This window comes from Flexivirga oryzae, assembly GCF_014190805.1.
Lineage (GTDB): Bacteria > Actinomycetota > Actinomycetes > Actinomycetales > Dermatophilaceae > Flexivirga > Flexivirga oryzae.
In genome coordinates this window covers 2,035,982-2,051,114 of record NZ_JACHVQ010000001.1, presented here as the reverse complement: position 1 = coordinate 2,051,114, position 15,133 = coordinate 2,035,982, and the positions used below count along the sequence as shown (strand labels likewise).

Genomic DNA, 15,133 nt, shown 5'->3' with positions numbered 1-15,133 from the left:
TATGGCGGATGGGGTAGTTACTTCCCGGTGGCCGGCACGTACGGACCGCTACTTCGACGATTTCGCCGTGGCGCCGGCGCCGGTCGCCGGCGTTCCGGAACAAGGCGAGCGCGCTTCCGTTGCATCGCTGTGCCCAACGGGCGCGATCGGAACGGACCTGGCCGGCAACGTCTTCCTAGGTGGCTGGTGTTGAACAGCTGCGTGTGGGTGAGGATGGTCGGCTGGGGTAGATCAGGTCACCGCGTGGGGCTGAGGCTGGCCGAGCGCGGCTGGTCGCCGGGCGGGACTGATGACGCTGGCCAGTCGAGTACGCCGGCTTGAGGGCGGATATGACGGCCAGGTAAGGGGTTTCGAGTCTGATCCTGGTGTTATCAGGCGGTCGCTGCCCATCCTTGACCGGTCGTGAACGTCACGGCGAGCACACTCAGGCGTACGAGGTTGACCGCGGCGGCCAGCAGGGAGAAGTCAGCGGCAACCTTCGTCGTGCCGCGGACCCGTGCCCTGCGCCCGCCGTGCTTGCGGCGCATCAGGTGCCCGATCTTGCGTTCGACCTTCGGGCGGGTAGCCCGGTAGTCGGCCACCCATCCCGGGTCCTGTTGCCGCCCGCGGGCATCGGTCAGCTGCCGTTCATAGGCGCCGACCTTGATGGTGCGGCCCTTCGCGGAGGTAGTGCACTGCTCCCGTAGCGGGCACTCGGCACACGCCGCCCCGAAACGTGCCGTGCCGGCACCACCCTTCCCGCGCCGGATCGGCGAGACTTGCCCCGCCGGGCAGGTCACCGTGTCAGCGTCCAAGTCCACCTCGAACTCGTCCTTGGCGAACAGGCCACCAGTATTGGACGGCGACTGGGTCTTGCACTTGTCATCGATCCCGGCAGCCTCCAGCAAGTCGTGGATCGGCCCAGTCCCGTACGCGTTATCCCCATACACGCCAGGCTCATCCGCGTCGCCGTGATCGCCGGCATCGTGATCGTCGGTGTCGAGGAGATCAGCGATCAGGTCTTGTGCGGCCGCGGCATCACCGGTGTTGCCCGGGGTCACGCCGGTAGCGGTGATGATCTCACTGTCCGGGTCGAGGCCCAGGTGCCCCTTGTACCCGTCGAAGGAGCGTGCGGCGGTCTTGTGCCCGTGCCGGGCCTGCGGGTCGACCGTGGAGATCACCCGATCCTTGGCGACCCGCCGCGCGATCGCGAACACCCCGTCAGCGTCTTGTTCCAGGTCCTGCCCCAGCACGGTGGCCAGCAACTGCCCCGCCGCGGCCACCGGTTCACTGACCGTCCGCCCCTCCAACACGGCCAGGGCGGCCATCCCGTCCCGAGCCAACTCATCGACCAACACCGCCCGGGCGACCTGGTCGTCCCAGTCACAGGCCGGTTTCCCCGCGCCCACGTAGTCATCATCACGGGCCAGCACGTCCCGGACCCGCGCCCCCAACTGCGCATCACACGCCTTGAGCAGCCCACGGATCGCCGACCGGATCAACGTGACCGTGTCCATCGTGGCGACCGCGTCATACAACGGGGTGGAGTCCAGCACCCGTTTACGCCCGACCAGTCCGGCAGCCTTGGCCACCTGCAGCACGGCATCGAAGATCCGGTCCGGCGCATCCGAGGCGGCCAGCCGGGCCCGCATATCAACCAGCACCGTGTGCACGAATCCCGGGTAATCGAAGTCCAGCCCGCCCGCCGCGTACTTCCACCGGGCGTCGAACGCGAACCGGTCGACCGCTTCCCGGTCACTGCACCCCTCGAAACGTTGCAACACCATCACCACCGCCACGATCATCGGCGGTACCGACCGGCGACCAACATCGGTGAACAAGTCCGCGAACATCTCGTCCGGGAACAACCGGTGGCACTGCCGGTGCAACAACCCGTAGATCGAGTCTTCGCCGATCCGCGGCTCGCAGAACGCGGTCGTCGAACGGAACAAATCAGCCTGGCTCGGAGTCACTCCCAACGTCACAGGCCAATCCTCCCGAACCCAGCACCAAGCAACACGGACCGCCACGCCACGAAAAACACCAGCGACCTAGACCGCGGCCGATGCATCGGCTGCGGGCGCTGCGTGGAGCGTCGCCCCGACATGTTTCAGTGGCGTCGGGGGAGCGATGTGGCCGCCGGCGACCGGGAGACGCTGATCGTGGGCCGCGAGCGACAAGAGGACGTTTTCGGACTCCACACAGACATCGCCGCACGTACGAGGGCGCTGCGCCGATCGGTTCATATCCGACACGTCGACGCGGGCTCGGACGGTAGTGACGAGTGGGAGGTTCGCGCGCTGCTGAATCCGGTGTATGACGTCCATCGTCTGGGGATCTTCTTCACCGCAAGCCCACGGCACGCGGACATCCTGCTGATCACCGGCATCGGCGCACCCGGGATGATCCTGCCGCTCGCGCGGACCCGTGCGGCGATGCCGGAGCCCGTGGTGGTCGTCGCCACCGGAACAGATGCGATCAGCGGCGGCCTGGTGGGTCCGGACATGGGGGTGGGCCGGCTGCTGGAAGTGGACGTCTTCATCCCAGGAGCACCTGCGCCGCCTTTCGCGCTGCTGCACGGCATACTCCTTGCACTCGGTCGGATACCAGGTGGCCCGCAATGATCGTGTGTGCCCTGATCGTCTTCGCTCTCGCTGCGCTGAGTTGCCTGTGGCGCGGGCGTGCCACGATTGCGCAACGCATCGGCTGGGCGGTCCTGGCGGTGGGCGGTGTGATCGCCGTGGTTGCCGGGGCAACAGCGATGGCGGGCAACACCCACTCGATCGCGGTGTCCCTCGGCGCACCTGCGGGTATCGACCTGGGCGCTGATCACCTGTCCGGAATGCTGCTGGTGATCTGCTTCGGCCTCGCTGTACCGCTCTGTGTCGCGGCATCCGCGGGCTCGCGGCACGGTCGTCAGTCGCTTCCGGCACTGATCGCAGCGCTGTTGGCTTCCGTCGTGATCGTCCTCACGGCGCAGAACCTCTTCGCGTTGCTCGTCGGTTGGGAGGGGTTGACGTTCACGTTCTACCTGACCACCAACCTGGAGCGGTCACTGCCGGGCCGCGGTGATGCGGCGTTGCGGGCCGCATCATTCGGAAAGTTCAGCGGTTCGGCGCTGCTGGTGGGGGGGTTTGCTCCTGTCCTCGGCCAGTGGGTCCTTGAGTCTGGCCAGTTGGTCCGGCGTCCCGGGGAGCGGTGCCCGGGACGCCGCATATGTGTTGCTGCTCATCGCATTTGCCGTGAAGGTCGGGCTGCTGCCGGTCCAGGTGTGGTTGCCGCCGACCTACGCTGCGGCGCCCGCGCCCGCTCGGGCGTTACTCGCCGGCGTCGCGGTCAACGCCGGCTTCTACGGGCCGCATTCGGAGGATCGTTGGTGGCGCTCACTATTGGAGTTGCCGGTCTGACGTTCGTCCGCGTGGTCGCACTGACGGCATACGGCGACGCGAGCAGGACACGGGCGACACCGCGTACCGACCGATCCCCGGCGTATCGGGTGGCGATCGGCGCGCTCTGCGCGGCGTGCCTCGGGGTTTCGGCCGCCGCGCACTGGGAGTTCAGCTTCATCGCCGGGGGACTGCAGCAAATGGTGGGTGACACCGGGAAGTCGGCGAATGCGCCGGGTTGGGTTGTCCAGCCGGTGTATTCGGGATTCTCTGCGCTTTCTCCGGGCAAGTTGTGGGTGGAGATCCCGTTGATGTGCGTCGCCGTGTTGCTTCTCGTCGCAGCAGTCGCCGGCCGGTCGGTTTGGCAGGTGCGCCGGGCCCCGGTGTGGAGCTCGGGATCACCGGGCGTCGAGCGGCAGGGCGGTTATACCTCGTTCTCGTTCGCAAATCCGATGCGCCGGGTGCTCGCGACCATGTTGCTCAGCGCCGACAGCACTGCGCCGATCGAGACGGCGGAGCGGGCAGACTCTGTCACCGAGGGGATGGTTCGCCCGTTGCGACGCGAGGTGACGGTGGTCGAGCGCTACGGCTACGCGCCGCTGTGGACTCGGCTGCGCCGGCTCGGCCGCCTTGCGCAACGGCTCCAGTCCGGTCGGCTCGACGCCTACCTCGCGTACATGCTGATCGCGGTAGTGGCCGCAATGAGCGTTGTGACGTTCTGGTACTGACGCAGACCATGCTGTCGCGACTCCGCTCTGTTCGCGTTGCTGCCAGGTGCAACAACGATGAACCAGTGCGCGTGGCTCTGGACGGGTTGGAGGACACGCCGCTGCTAGCGGCGCGCGTGGACGTGGTTGCCGACGTGAAGCGGCGGCTGATCGCACGGGTCGGACCGCCGGGTGGCGTCGGCACAAGAGTGTTGGTGGCACCCGAAGGCAGCCGGTCAAGGGCGGGGGAGCGGGTGATCACGATCGGACGTGTGCAACCGGATCGTTGGAACGCTGCGCAGACGCACTGGATCGACACACACGACCCTCTCGCAATACGCGTGGCGCTGCTGCGGTTTCGTCCCGGTGAAACGGCTGCGCTGTCTCCGGCGCGGTTGCGTCGAGCGTTCGAGACCCTGGAACGCTGGCGATTCAAGATGTCCGGGTGGAAGGACCAGCCGCCGGCGCCCGCACACGACCTCGCCACGTTCACGGCGTTTCTCGTGGACGACCTCGACACGCCCTGCCTGCTGCGTGCGATGCACGACCTGGAGATGGACCACACGGTGTCGTCCGGCGCGAAGTACCGGACCTTCCGTGCCCTCGACGAGCTGCTCGCGGTGGATCTGCTGCGTAAGTGCGGTCACGGGTTTTGGTGGTCCGGATGAGTCGGGTCGTGCTGTTGGTCGCGGCCTGAGGGACTCAGCGGGCGTTCGCGGCGAGGAAGTGCTCGCGGTCGACGACGGCACGCACGATCGTCCCACCGCCGACAGATGCTCCGGTATCGTCGATCGCCTTGGTGAGAAAGGTGATTCGACGACCGCTGTCATCGGGTGTCGCATCGGCTGAGACCTCCACCTGGGTGCCGATGGCGCTGGCACGGGTGTGATCGACCCGGATCGAGATACCCACGGTCGTCTGGCCAGGTCGCAGGTATGGCGCGGCGGCCTCGACCGTCGCCGCCTCCAGCCAGGCGATAAGCCGTGGGGTCGCGAGCACGGGCACGTGGCCGCTCCCCACCGCGATCGCCGTGTCGACTTCGGTCACCTGATGTCGCATGGTGGACTCTCCGTGATCTGTTGGTGGTCCGGCTCCGGGGCTGAGGTTACCGCGGTCGCAACCGTCGCGCGGCGCTAGCACCATTACGGAATCTTGCGGGTGGTATTTACCAAAACTTTGACAAGTCATGGAGATTGCAATAGTTACTTTTCGGTAACCGGACCATAGCGTGGAGGTCGCCGGGGCGACCCGGCACGACCGAAGAAAGTACGCGACGAGAGGGCACAACCCATGAGTCAGAACGACGAATTCGGGCAAGGCCAGTCCGGCGACAATCAGTCCGGGCAGGGATATCAGCAGGACCAGGGTTATGGCGGGGGCCAGGACCAGGGGCAGCAGCAGGAGTACGACCAGGGGCAGTCGGAGCAGAGCTTCGCCGGTGGTCAGCAGGCCGACCAGGGGCAATCGGAGCAGGGCTTCGCCGGCGGGCAGCAGGCCGACCAGGGCTTCGGCGGTCAGGACCAGACTCAGTCAGCTGACGAGGCTTTCGGGGGTCAGCAGGCCGACCAGGGGCAGCCCGAGCCGGGAGGTTTCGGCGGGGCCGATCAGGGCCAATCTTCCTCTGAACAAGGCGGTTTCGGCCAGCAGGAGCAGGGTCAGCCGGAGCAGGGTATCGGTGGCGGCCAGCAGGCCGATCAGGGCTTCGGGGGCCAGGATCAGGGTCAGTCCGGCGCTGCGGGCGGCGGCTTCGACGGCCAGCAGTCGGACCAAGGAGGCAATGACTTCTCCTGATTGACGACCGAAGCGGGGCACCGGCATCTGCCGGTGCCCCGCTCTTGTGTCGTCGGCTGTGTGACTACTTCTGGTTGTTGCCGTCCTCGGGCTGCACGCCGAGCTGCTTCTCGACCTGTTCGCCGGCGGCGTTCACCTGGGATTCGTACTTTCCGCCCGTCTTCTCGTCGACCACGTCCTCGGCCTTCGAGACGCCCTCGCGGACCTTGTCCGGGTTCTTCCGGGCGAAATCCTTCGCCTTCTGCACGAGACTGCTGAAATCGACCATGGGGGTGCTCCTCGGATGCGGCGTCTGGTTGCGCCGAACTGTAACCCAGTGAACCGCTGCTCAGCGGGTTTCCGCTGCCTCGTAAATGCCCGCTGTGCCTGCTGGTGGTGTGGACTTGGTTACCCGTTGGTTCTTGACAGATGTGAGCCAGGTCATGTTCGATGTCCACTCAATGGAAGATTACTTTCACAATGCGGAATTAGGAGCCATCGCTGTGAACACGAAGAACAGGTCCACCAGGGCCCGACGGAGTTCGCCCCACCGGTCGATGTGCCAGCGCCTGGCCGGGTCCGGGAGGCGGTCGTGAGCAAACTTCGCCAGTTCCACCTCGCCCTCGCAGCGATCCCGTTCATCCTGATGCTGGTCTGCACGCCGTTCGTGAACCGCACGACGCCCACGATCGCCGGATTTCCCTTTCTGCTCGTCTGGATCGTCATCTCGGTCGTGCTGACGTCGATCTGTATGGCGATCGTCTATCGCACCGACCCTGCCAACTCCCAGGATGAGGAGACCGGCGCATGAACGTCGCACTCGCAATCCTGGTGATCTTCTTCGCGGCGTCGCTCGCGCTCGGACTGTGGTCGCGGCGTGGCAAAGAGATGGACATGGAGGGCTGGAGCGTCGGCGGCCGCAACCTCGGCTCCATCATCGTCTTCCTGCTGCTCGCCGGTGAGATCTACACGACCTTCACCTTCCTCGGCGCATCAGGATGGGCCTACGCCCACGGTGGCGCGGCGTTCTACATCCTGTGCTACGGCAGCCTCGCCTACGTCATCTCCTACTGGCTGGCGCCGGCCATTTGGCGCTATGGCAAGAAGATGAGCCTTCTGTCGCAACCGGATTGGTGGGTCGCGAAGTACAAGTCGCGCACCAGTGGGACCGTGGTCGCGATCGTCGGCATCGTCGCGATGGTGCCGTACCTGGAGTTGCAGTTGGCGGGTCTCGGCATCATCGTCAACGCCACGTCGTACGGGAAGATCTCCACCACTGCCGCGGAGTGGTGCGGGGCGATCTGCCTGGTCGCCTACGTGGTGGTTTCCGGCATCCACGCCGCGGCCAGCAACGCGGTCGTGAAGGACATCATCGTCCTGGTCATCGTCGTGATCCTCGGGATCTACCTGCCACTGCACCTCGGTGGTGGTTTCGGCCACCTCTTCGACCAGCTCGAGGGCGGCGGCATACCTGACGCCTGGTCGAGCAGTGGAGTGTCGCTCCATCTGAGTGAATCCGGTTACGACATGGGCTGGTTCGTGAGCAACATCCTGATGTCGACGCTCGGCTTCTTCATGTGGCCGCACTACTTCGGGGCCGTGTATTCCGCGGACAACCCGAAGACCTTCCGCCGCAACGCCGTCTTCCTGCCGCTCTATCAGCTGGTGATCCTCTTCGTGTTCTTCATCGGCTTCACCGCAGCGGTCGCACTCAACGTGGCCCCGGACGGCGGAGCGAACAACGCACTGCTGGAGATCGTGACGCAGGAACTGCCGCAGTGGGTGGTCGGACTGGTCGGCGCGGCAGGCCTGTTCTGCGCCCTGGTGCCGGGAGCCATGCTGCTGACGACCTGCGGCACGCTGATCTCCTCCAACCTCTACAAGCCGCTGTTCCCGAGGTCGTCGGCCGCGTCGGCGAGCCTGGTCGCGAAGGCGTCCGTGCCCGTGGTCGCGCTCGTCGCCCTGGTCCTGCTCTTCCAGGGAGGTCAGGCGATCGTCAACCTGTTGCTGCTCGGCTACGCCTTCGTGACGCAGCTGTTGCCGTCGATGCTGGCCAGCCTGCTGAAGAAGAACCCGATCAGCTCGTGGGGTGCGACCGCCGGCATGGTGGTCGGTGCGCTGCTGGTGACGTGGTTCTCGCTCGACAGTGCGATCTACCATGACGGCATCACCACGTTCGGTTTCATGCCGGATTCGTTGCAGCACATAGCGATCGGCATCGTCGCCCTGGTCGTCAACGCCATCGTGATGTTCGCGGTCTCGGCCGTCACCCCGGGCAGCCGTCCCGCTCCCGAGGACGACGGGACCGACGAACTCGCGACTGCCGCTGTATGACGAGCGAGCGACCGGCCTGACCGACGGTCCCCACCTGTCCACGGACGGGCGGGGACCGTCGGTTTTGTCCCTGCTCTAGCATCAAGGGCGAATCCGGCTCAAAAACAACGATTTTGCAGGAGCAAAGGTGACCGACTTCCAGACGATCCTCCTCGAGCGCGACGGCCGCACGGCCACGATCACGCTGAACCGCCCCAAGGCGTTGAATGCGCTGAATTCCGAGGTGATGGCCGAGGTGGTCGCGGCCGCGGAGGAGCTGGACCAGGACCCGGGCGTCGGCGCCATCATCATCACCGGGTCGGAGAAGGCGTTCGCCGCCGGTGCGGACATCAAGGAGATGGCGGACAAGACGTTCGCCCAGGTGTACGGCGAGAACCTCTTCGGGGCCTGGGAACGCCTGACCCGTGTCCGTACGCCGCTGATCGCCGCCGTCGCGGGGTATGCGCTCGGTGGTGGTTGCGAGCTGGCGATGCTGTGCGACCTGATCATCGCGGCCGACACCGCGAAGTTCGGCCAGCCCGAGATCACGCTGGGCGTCATACCCGGCATGGGTGGGTCGCAGCGACTGACCCGCGCGGTCGGCAAGGCCAAGGCGATGGACCTGGTGCTGACCGGGCGTCAGATGGGTGCCGACGAGGCGGAGCGGTCGGGTCTGGTGGCGCGGGTCGTGCCCGCCGAGGGCCTGCTCGCAGCGGCGAAGGAGGTCGCGGACAAGATCGCGAGTATGTCGCTGCCGATCGCGATGATGGCCAAGGACGCGGTCAACGCCGCATTCGAGACGACCCTGGCCGAGGGGGTGCGCCTGGAGCGCCGTTCCTTCCACGCGGCCTTCGCGACCGACGACCAGAAGGAAGGTATGGCGGCGTTCGTCGAGAAGCGCCCCGCGAACTTCTCCGGGTCGTGAGACCGCGCGCCCCTACCAGTCCGACGGCTCCTCGAAATCGCCTGCGTCCTGGCGCAATCGGGTCAGGATGCGCAGCAGTGGCCGCAGGTCCTCACTGTCGAGGCCGGGGTCGCTGAAGAGTGTCTTGTTGAGCTGCTCGGTCGCCGTGAGCGCGAGCTCGTGGCCGTCCGGCGTGATCTCGATCAGGGTGGTGCGGCGGTCGGTCGGGTGCGGCGCGCGCCGTACCAGCCCGACCTTCTCCAGCCGGTCGACGGCGTTGGTGACGCTGGTCGGGTGCACCTGCAGGCGCGCACTCGCCTTGGCCATCGGCAGGGCACCGCTGCGGGTGAAGTGCAGCAGCGTGAGCAGTTCGTACCGGGCGAAGGTCAGACCGAGCGGCTTGAGCACCTCTTCGGCACGCGCGATGAAGATCTGCTGTGCGCGGATGATGGACGTGATGGCCGCCATGCCGTCGGCATACACACCCCATCCGTGCGCCGTCCATTGACGGTGCGCCTCGGCGATCGGGTCGTGGGGGAGCGGGCTCGACATGACCGTGATTGTTTCATCACCGCCCGCGCGCCGGGCGTGGCGTCCGGCACGGCCGTCGATCGGGTCGAACCTCCGACGCGCGCGGCACTGTCCGTGACACCATCGGTTCCATGGACGCCATGGACAGACGCGCGCAGAGCAACCGCATCGTGGGCTGGATCGGACTCGGCCTGGCCGTGTTCATCCTGTTCGCCGCGATCCGGATGGCGCCATACAGCATCGCCTGGTGCGGCTTCCTCATCCTGGGGGCGTTGTTGACGGCCTATGCGTCGCTGCGCCAGTTGGGGATCGTCCGACGGAGATGACCCGGGGCCTCGCCGACCGGCCCGGGCGCGTCCCCCATGCAAGTGACAGGATGAAGGGACCACTCACGAGCTAAGCGGAGGCAGACAATGGGCGTGCGGGTCTGGGTCGACGGGGAACTGGTCGACGACAAGCCGAGCGTGCGAGCACTGGACCACGGGATCACCGTCGGTGACGGTGTGTTCGAGACTGCGAAGGTCGTTGCCGGCAAGCCGTTCGCGATCGACCGCCACAACGACCGGCTGGACCGCTCACTGGCCGGGCTGGGTCTGCCCGCCGCGGACCGGGGCCGCCTGCAGGAAGGCTTCGACGCCGTGCTCGCCGACCCGATCGAGTTCGGCCGGCTGCGCTACACCGTGACCGCCGGTGAAGGGCCGCTGGGGTCCGACCGCAGCGACAGCCCGTTCACCTACATCGTGGCCGCGATGCCCGTGCCCCGGCCCGAACCGACGACCAAGATCGTCGTCGTGCCGTGGACCCGCAACGAACGCAGCGCGGTTGCCGGGCTGAAGACCACCTCGTATGCCGAGAACGTCGTCGCGCTGGACGCGGCGCACAAGGAAGGTGGCAGCGAGGCGATCTTCGCCAACACCCGGGGCGAGCTGTGCGAGGGGACCGGCTCCAACATCTTCGTGGTGGTGGATGGTGAGATCCTCACGCCGAAGCTGGAGTGCGGTCCGCTGGCCGGCATCACCCGCGCCCTGACGATCGAGTGGAGCCGCGAGGCCGGCATCCCGGTGCGTGAGGAGATCCTGCCGATCGGCATCCTCGACACGGCGGACGAGGTCTTCATCACCTCCTCCACCCGCGACGTGCAGGCCGTGCACGCCGTCGGCGACCGGGAACTGCCGGCCCCCGGCCCGGTGACCGCTGCCGCCGCGGAGGCGTTCGCGAAAGCGTCCGCCGCCGGCCGCGACTGACAAAGCTGCCGATGGCGACACCGATGCCAGGGGAGGACGTCGAATCCGCAGCGCCACGCGAGCGTTTCGCGTGGCGTGCGCGCATCCGGACCAACCCCACGGCATACCTTTTCTATCGCGTGGCAGTGGCCGTCATCGGCTTCCTGGTCATCGCGACAGGGGTCGTGTTGTTGCCGCTGCCCGGGCCCGGGTGGGTGATCATCTTCATCGGGCTCGGCATCTGGGCGACCGAATTCGCCTGGGCCAAGCGCCTGTTGCGCTTCGCGCGGGAGAAGGTGCGGCTCTGGACCGTCTGGATGTCCCGGCAGGGCTGGTTCATGCGCGGGCTCGTCTCCCTGGGCATCGTCCTGCTCGTCGCCGTCTGCTTCTGGCTGGTCTTCCTGGTCAGCGGGGTGCCCGGCTTCCTGCCCGGCCAGGTCAAGGACTGGCTGGGTCACGTGCCCGGCTTGTGACGCGGCCCCGATTATGCGCGGGCGCGCCGCGTCGGCTAATGTTGGCGCTCGCAGCACGGTTCGTATGACGGGCCGCAGCGGCACCCGGATGTGTAGCTCAGCTGGTTAGAGCGTTCGCTTCACACGCGAGAGGTCAGGGGTTCGAGTCCCTTCACATCCACCACCCGAAGACGGCCCCTGACCTGCGGAAACGTGTGTCACGGGCCGTCCTGTTTGCTCACGAAGTTGGCAGAAGATCGGTTCGAGTCGGCTGGGTCGAGCTTGATGTCCAACCGACCGGCGTCAGTCAGCCGGATGCTGCGCGTGCGCGACCTTCTCGGCCCGCTCGCGGCGCATCCGCTCGCGCGGGTCCCACTCCAGGGGCCGCTGTGCGGGGCCGCCCCATGCGAGCAAGGTGTAGTGCAGCCGCCAGATGAAGCGGTAACCGAGCGAGAGCCCGGCCTTGCTCTTCGGGATGGGGGTCTTCTGCGGCCGTTCCCGGCGGCGTTCCGCACTGCGGTTCGGCGCAACACCGGCCGCCTGCTGCAACGCCAACTCCAACGCGGCCCGATCCTCCGCTGCCTGTTCAGAGCGAGCTTCCTCAGTGATCATGGCAGCACGGTACACCAATGATTGGTACACCAATCAATCGTGTACCAACAATTGATACGCTGGCGGCGTTATGGTCGAGACAATGCAGGATCCCCTTGCCCTGGAGAACCAGGTTTGTTACGCACTCGCGCTCGCCGCCCGCGGGGTGATCGGTTCCTACCGGGAGGTGCTGTCTCCGCTCAACCTGACCCATCCGCAATATCTGGTGATGCTGGCGCTCTGGCAGGACGAGCCGCAGTCGAATCGGAGCCTGGCGCGGGCCCTGCGACTCGACCCGGGCACGTTGTCACCGTTGCTCAAGCGACTCGAGAGGGCCGGCTACATCCGTAAGAGCCGCGACCCCGCCGACGAGCGCACGCTCGCGGTCCAGCTCACACCGAGTGGACGCGCGCTGCGGGACCGCGCGATCAACGTCCCCGCGATCATGATCCGCCGCCTCGGTCTGCAAGGTCACGATCTGTCGGCGCTGAACGACATACTCCATGGCCTCATCGACGCCGCCGACCATCCCGCGGGGTTGACCGCTCGCGAGCAGGAACTGCTGACTCCCGCGGCTCGCGGCGACTGAGGAACCGACCTCGCTGAGGGCGAACTCGGGTTGCTGCCGAAAGGCTGGACCCTCGTCATCACGGTGACAGTACACGTTTACTGACCAGCTCTGGACGTTGGATCTGCAGATTCCGGTGCAGCGCAATCACTTTGCGGTCGGTGGTATTGACATTGCCTTGATGGTATCGACATTCTGAGTAAGCGATTACTGCACAAAAGCGCCATCGGGAACCGCCGCGCGGAATGGCATCGGCAAGCCATCGAAAGGTGAGTTACCCACATGCGACGAGCACTTCGACTACGAACGCTCGCTGTGGTGACAGCGACGGGGACGGTGGTCGCCATGACCGCCGCGACCGCCTCAGCGTCAACGCTGACCCCGCCTCAGGACCAGAAGTTCCCGACGAACACAACCGCGCGCAGGCAATCTTGCCGGGAGTATGGACAGCGACATCGCGGGTTCGGCGTATGTCGACGCCGACGGACAGTTCCACTGGTCCGCCGCCGCGAACCTGTATGACGCCACGGACCAGGGGCGTAACTGGGAGCGGACCTTCACCAATACCGACCTGGGTGCGGTCACCACCGGTCTGTCGACGTCGCCGCAGACAACCACGTTGCTGCAGGACGACTCGCACCCCGACCTGGCGGGAAGCATCTGCTATCAGCTCGACAGTCGGACGGACTCGTCCGGCAAGAAGATCATGCCTTCGCCATACAACGACGACCACTGCGACATCGTCGGCGTGTGGATCGATCCCTCCACCAAAACGTGGTACGCCGTGGTCAACGACGAGTTCGAGTTCGATCCGTTGAACTCGGACACCAGCCTGACCGAGGCGCAACGACTCAGCACGGGCATCCACAGCAATCGCATCCTTGTCGCGACGTCCACCGACAAGGGCGCGACCTGGCAGTCCAAGGGTGCGATCGTCACGGCACCGAACGAGCCCGATGGCTACCTGACGCAGTCCGACTACCCGGGCAACACCTGGTCCTACGGTGAGTCAGGCACCCGACTGTTCATCGACCACTCCACCGGCTACTTCTACCTCTACTACGACTACCAGGTCCGTAAGAAGTCGAACCAGAACTCCAGCATCGCCCAGTGGAACGCCGCCGCGCGCGCTCCGATCAGCGGCAAGATGGCGCCCGGGACCTGGAACAAGTTCTACGACGGGTCCTGGACGCAGCCGGGGATCGGTGGCCTGGACGGCTCGGTCAACACACCCGGCGGTTTGTCGCCGCTCTACACCCCCTCCACCGACACGGTGGCGTGGACCGGGACGGGCACCAGCGGGCAGTCGTTGCACTACACCAATCACACGCTCGCCTACCAGGGCCCGCCGACCGGCACGCGTGACTTCGACGTCCAGGCCAACGGCAAGACCTACACGATCGACTACTTCGGCGCGACCATCAAGGATGCCGACGGCAACTCGGTGCCGAGCCTGACGTATGTCGACCCGGGCATCGGCTACACCAACACGTTCGAGATCACCAAGGACTCCAACGGAAACAACCAGATCGTCTTCAGCCAGTACAGCCCGTCCGGGCAGGCGAGCAACGCGCCGGTCGCGCTGCACTCCGGCGTGACGATCTACCTGGACGAGGCGAACGGCAGCATCTTCATGCCGCGCCCGCTCGACGCGTGGGCGATCAGCTACAACACCGATTCGCAGCGCTACCAGGCGTTCGGCTACGACGGCTACCTGCTGCAGAACACCGACCTGTCCAAGATGAACGACTGGACGACGGTGGCATATGCGCCCGTGAGCTCCGGTTACATGACCACGCTCGACTACGGGAGTATGACGAACCAGAACATCACCACCCGCTCGTTCTACGCGGTCAGCGACCTGAACGGTCACGTCGACCGGATCACGCCGGCAGCGCACCAGGCAGGCCAGACGACCTTCACCCTGCACCGGCCGATCACGGACTCGAACGGCAACACCGTGAAGTCGTCGTCCAGCTACGAGTTGCAGATCGGCGGCGACTCGGTGCAGGACGCCAACTACGGCACGTGGAAGGTTGTCCCGGTCATGGACAGCTTCGACTCGCGCTACGAGACAGGCATCTACAAGATCGAGAACACCGCCACGGGCAAGTACCTGACCGTCGACGGGTCGACGATCCAGCAGCGCCGGTCGTGGGGCGCCGGCGAGGCCACCGGGCCAGAGGAAGCCAATTTCGACCCCAGTGGCAACGGCGGGCTCGGCTCCGGCGGCGGCACCGACCAGTGGTACCTGTTGCCGCAGGCCTCGAACACCGCCACCACGCTGAGCTCGTCCTCGTCCGCCGCGGCGCAGGCGGCAGCCGATGGCAGCCTGACCTCCGTCGGCCAGTACGTGTTGGTCAACCGGGACTCCAACTTGGCGCTGACCGTGCAGAGCGACGGCACGTTCAAGCTGGAGCCGATCGGTTTCCGGCAGACGGACCAGCGCGCGCAACTGGTCCCTACGGCGTAGACCGAGCGCAACGAGGCGACCGGCCCGGCGCAGCGGGTGAGGGTGAAGATCCGCGTGCAGCAGCCGTAACCGAACGCTCGCAGAGCACCGATGAACTGTCCTGGGAGAATCTCTCCCAGGACAGTTCGGTGCTCTGGAGAGGGCAGACCATATCCGTAAGAGCCCCCTGTGGGGGATGCGTGCGCGATCATCGGCCGATGATTAGCACACACGATTATCAACAATCCTGCAAAGCG

General features: G+C 66.2%; 17 protein-coding genes and 1 tRNA gene. 13 read left to right on the top strand and 5 right to left on the bottom strand.

Annotated features, from left to right (window positions below):
• Positions 1-371 precede the first annotated feature (371 nt).
• Entirely contained in the window at positions 372-1,964 is a 1,593-nt protein-coding gene (locus FHU39_RS09580) for an IS1182 family transposase (protein WP_183319280.1), read from the bottom strand.
• 120 nt (positions 1,965-2,084) lie between these two features.
• Between FHU39_RS09580 and FHU39_RS09575 the strand changes: the two genes are divergently transcribed.
• The 3 genes from FHU39_RS09575 (at position 2,085) to FHU39_RS09560 (ending at position 4,740) form a co-directional block, all read left to right on the top strand.
• Positions 2,085-2,603 carry an NADH-quinone oxidoreductase subunit B family protein gene (locus FHU39_RS09575; RefSeq protein WP_183320131.1) on the top strand — a complete coding sequence of 173 codons (519 nt, stop codon included), beginning with the start codon at positions 2,085-2,087 and terminating at the stop codon, positions 2,601-2,603.
• Between the two features lie 218 nt (positions 2,604-2,821).
• Complete coding sequence (locus FHU39_RS24150; protein WP_246336198.1) at positions 2,822-4,093, top strand: hypothetical protein; 1,272 nt, start codon at positions 2,822-2,824, stop codon at positions 4,091-4,093.
• Between the two features lie 65 nt (positions 4,094-4,158).
• Entirely contained in the window at positions 4,159-4,740 is a 582-nt protein-coding gene (locus FHU39_RS09560) for a hypothetical protein (protein ID WP_183320128.1), read from the top strand.
• Positions 4,741-4,774: 34 nt separating this feature from the next.
• On the opposite strand, the gene FHU39_RS09555 is transcribed toward FHU39_RS09560, so the two are convergent.
• Positions 4,775-5,119: a thioesterase family protein gene (locus FHU39_RS09555; protein ID WP_246336197.1), complete on the bottom strand. Its 345-nt coding sequence runs from the start codon at positions 5,117-5,119 to the stop codon at positions 4,775-4,777.
• Positions 5,120-5,362: 243 nt separating this feature from the next.
• On the opposite strand from FHU39_RS09555, the gene FHU39_RS09550 reads away from it, so the two are divergent.
• Positions 5,363-5,863 (top strand): hypothetical protein, encoded by a 501-nt coding sequence (locus FHU39_RS09550; RefSeq protein ID WP_183320126.1) that lies wholly within the window; start codon positions 5,363-5,365, stop codon positions 5,861-5,863.
• Positions 5,864-5,927: 64 nt separating this feature from the next.
• Here FHU39_RS09550 and FHU39_RS09545 read toward each other — a convergent pair whose 3' ends face one another.
• The gene (locus FHU39_RS09545) at positions 5,928-6,131 is read right to left on the bottom strand and encodes an antitoxin (RefSeq protein WP_183320125.1); all 204 of its coding nucleotides are present in this window, start codon (positions 6,129-6,131) and stop codon (positions 5,928-5,930) included.
• Between the two features lie 303 nt (positions 6,132-6,434).
• On the opposite strand from FHU39_RS09545, the gene FHU39_RS24970 reads away from it, so the two are divergent.
• The 3 genes from FHU39_RS24970 (at position 6,435) to FHU39_RS09530 (ending at position 9,080) form a co-directional block, all read left to right on the top strand.
• Positions 6,435-6,653: a DUF3311 domain-containing protein gene (locus FHU39_RS24970; RefSeq protein ID WP_221185208.1), complete on the top strand. Its 219-nt coding sequence runs from the start codon at positions 6,435-6,437 to the stop codon at positions 6,651-6,653.
• Positions 6,650-8,176 carry a sodium:solute symporter family protein gene (locus FHU39_RS09535; protein WP_183320123.1) on the top strand — a complete coding sequence of 509 codons (1,527 nt, stop codon included), beginning with the start codon at positions 6,650-6,652 and terminating at the stop codon, positions 8,174-8,176. Before FHU39_RS24970 ends, FHU39_RS09535 begins: the two co-directional genes overlap by 4 nt.
• 127 nt (positions 8,177-8,303) lie before the next feature.
• Complete coding sequence (locus FHU39_RS09530; RefSeq protein ID WP_183320122.1) at positions 8,304-9,080, top strand: enoyl-CoA hydratase; 777 nt, start codon at positions 8,304-8,306, stop codon at positions 9,078-9,080.
• A 12-nt stretch (positions 9,081-9,092) separates the two neighbouring features.
• Here FHU39_RS09530 and FHU39_RS09525 read toward each other — a convergent pair whose 3' ends face one another.
• A complete protein-coding gene (locus FHU39_RS09525) occupies positions 9,093-9,611 on the bottom strand; it encodes a MarR family winged helix-turn-helix transcriptional regulator (protein ID WP_183320121.1) in 519 nt (172 codons plus the stop codon).
• A gap of 110 nt (positions 9,612-9,721) precedes the next feature.
• Here FHU39_RS09525 and FHU39_RS09520 point away from each other — a divergent pair, with 110 nt between their 5' ends.
• The 4 genes from FHU39_RS09520 (at position 9,722) to FHU39_RS09505 (ending at position 11,449) form a co-directional block, all read left to right on the top strand.
• Positions 9,722-9,916: a hypothetical protein gene (locus FHU39_RS09520; RefSeq protein WP_183320120.1), complete on the top strand. Its 195-nt coding sequence runs from the start codon at positions 9,722-9,724 to the stop codon at positions 9,914-9,916.
• 87 nt (positions 9,917-10,003) lie between these two features.
• Complete coding sequence (locus FHU39_RS09515; protein ID WP_221185207.1) at positions 10,004-10,834, top strand: aminotransferase class IV; 831 nt, start codon at positions 10,004-10,006, stop codon at positions 10,832-10,834.
• 11 nt (positions 10,835-10,845) lie between these two features.
• Positions 10,846-11,286 carry a TIGR02611 family protein gene (locus tag FHU39_RS09510; RefSeq protein ID WP_183320119.1) on the top strand — a complete coding sequence of 147 codons (441 nt, stop codon included), beginning with the start codon at positions 10,846-10,848 and terminating at the stop codon, positions 11,284-11,286.
• Positions 11,287-11,372: 86 nt separating this feature from the next.
• Positions 11,373-11,449: transfer RNA gene (locus FHU39_RS09505), tRNA-Val, on the top strand.
• A 119-nt stretch (positions 11,450-11,568) separates the two neighbouring features.
• Here FHU39_RS09505 and FHU39_RS09500 read toward each other — a convergent pair.
• A complete protein-coding gene (locus tag FHU39_RS09500; RefSeq protein ID WP_183321055.1) occupies positions 11,569-11,877 on the bottom strand; it encodes a hypothetical protein in 309 nt (102 codons plus the stop codon).
• 82 nt (positions 11,878-11,959) lie between these two features.
• Between FHU39_RS09500 and FHU39_RS09495 the strand changes: the two genes are divergently transcribed.
• Both FHU39_RS09495 and FHU39_RS09490 read left to right on the top strand, forming a co-directional pair.
• The gene (locus FHU39_RS09495) at positions 11,960-12,445 is read left to right on the top strand and encodes a MarR family winged helix-turn-helix transcriptional regulator (protein ID WP_246336196.1); all 486 of its coding nucleotides are present in this window, start codon (positions 11,960-11,962) and stop codon (positions 12,443-12,445) included.
• A gap of 421 nt (positions 12,446-12,866) precedes the next feature.
• On the top strand, positions 12,867-14,897 hold the full coding sequence (locus FHU39_RS09490; protein ID WP_183320117.1) for a hypothetical protein: 2,031 nt from the start codon (positions 12,867-12,869) through the stop codon (positions 14,895-14,897).
• Positions 14,898-15,133: the final 236 nt, after the last annotated feature.

Excerpts from the sequence above, each read along its gene's own strand:
- FHU39_RS09575 (WP_183320131.1), top strand. The coding sequence starts at position 2,085 with ATGTTTCAGTGGCGTCGGGGGAGCGATGTGGCCGCCGGCGACCGGGAG.
- FHU39_RS24150 (WP_246336198.1), top strand. The coding sequence starts at position 2,822 with ATGCTGCTGGTGATCTGCTTCGGCCTCGCTGTACCGCTCTGTGTCGCG.
- FHU39_RS09550 (WP_183320126.1), top strand. The coding sequence starts at position 5,363 with ATGAGTCAGAACGACGAATTCGGGCAAGGCCAGTCCGGCGACAATCAG.
- FHU39_RS09545 (WP_183320125.1), bottom strand. The coding sequence starts at position 6,131 with ATGGTCGATTTCAGCAGTCTCGTGCAGAAGGCGAAGGATTTCGCCCGG.
- FHU39_RS09535 (WP_183320123.1), top strand. The coding sequence starts at position 6,650 with ATGAACGTCGCACTCGCAATCCTGGTGATCTTCTTCGCGGCGTCGCTC.
- FHU39_RS09525 (WP_183320121.1), bottom strand. The coding sequence starts at position 9,611 with ATGTCGAGCCCGCTCCCCCACGACCCGATCGCCGAGGCGCACCGTCAA.
- FHU39_RS09520 (WP_183320120.1), top strand. The coding sequence starts at position 9,722 with ATGGACGCCATGGACAGACGCGCGCAGAGCAACCGCATCGTGGGCTGG.
- FHU39_RS09515 (WP_221185207.1), top strand. The coding sequence starts at position 10,004 with ATGGGCGTGCGGGTCTGGGTCGACGGGGAACTGGTCGACGACAAGCCG.
- FHU39_RS09510 (WP_183320119.1), top strand. The coding sequence starts at position 10,846 with ATGGCGACACCGATGCCAGGGGAGGACGTCGAATCCGCAGCGCCACGC.
- FHU39_RS09500 (WP_183321055.1), bottom strand. The coding sequence starts at position 11,877 with ATGATCACTGAGGAAGCTCGCTCTGAACAGGCAGCGGAGGATCGGGCC.
- FHU39_RS09495 (WP_246336196.1), top strand. The coding sequence starts at position 11,960 with ATGCAGGATCCCCTTGCCCTGGAGAACCAGGTTTGTTACGCACTCGCG.
- FHU39_RS09490 (WP_183320117.1), top strand. The coding sequence starts at position 12,867 with ATGGACAGCGACATCGCGGGTTCGGCGTATGTCGACGCCGACGGACAG.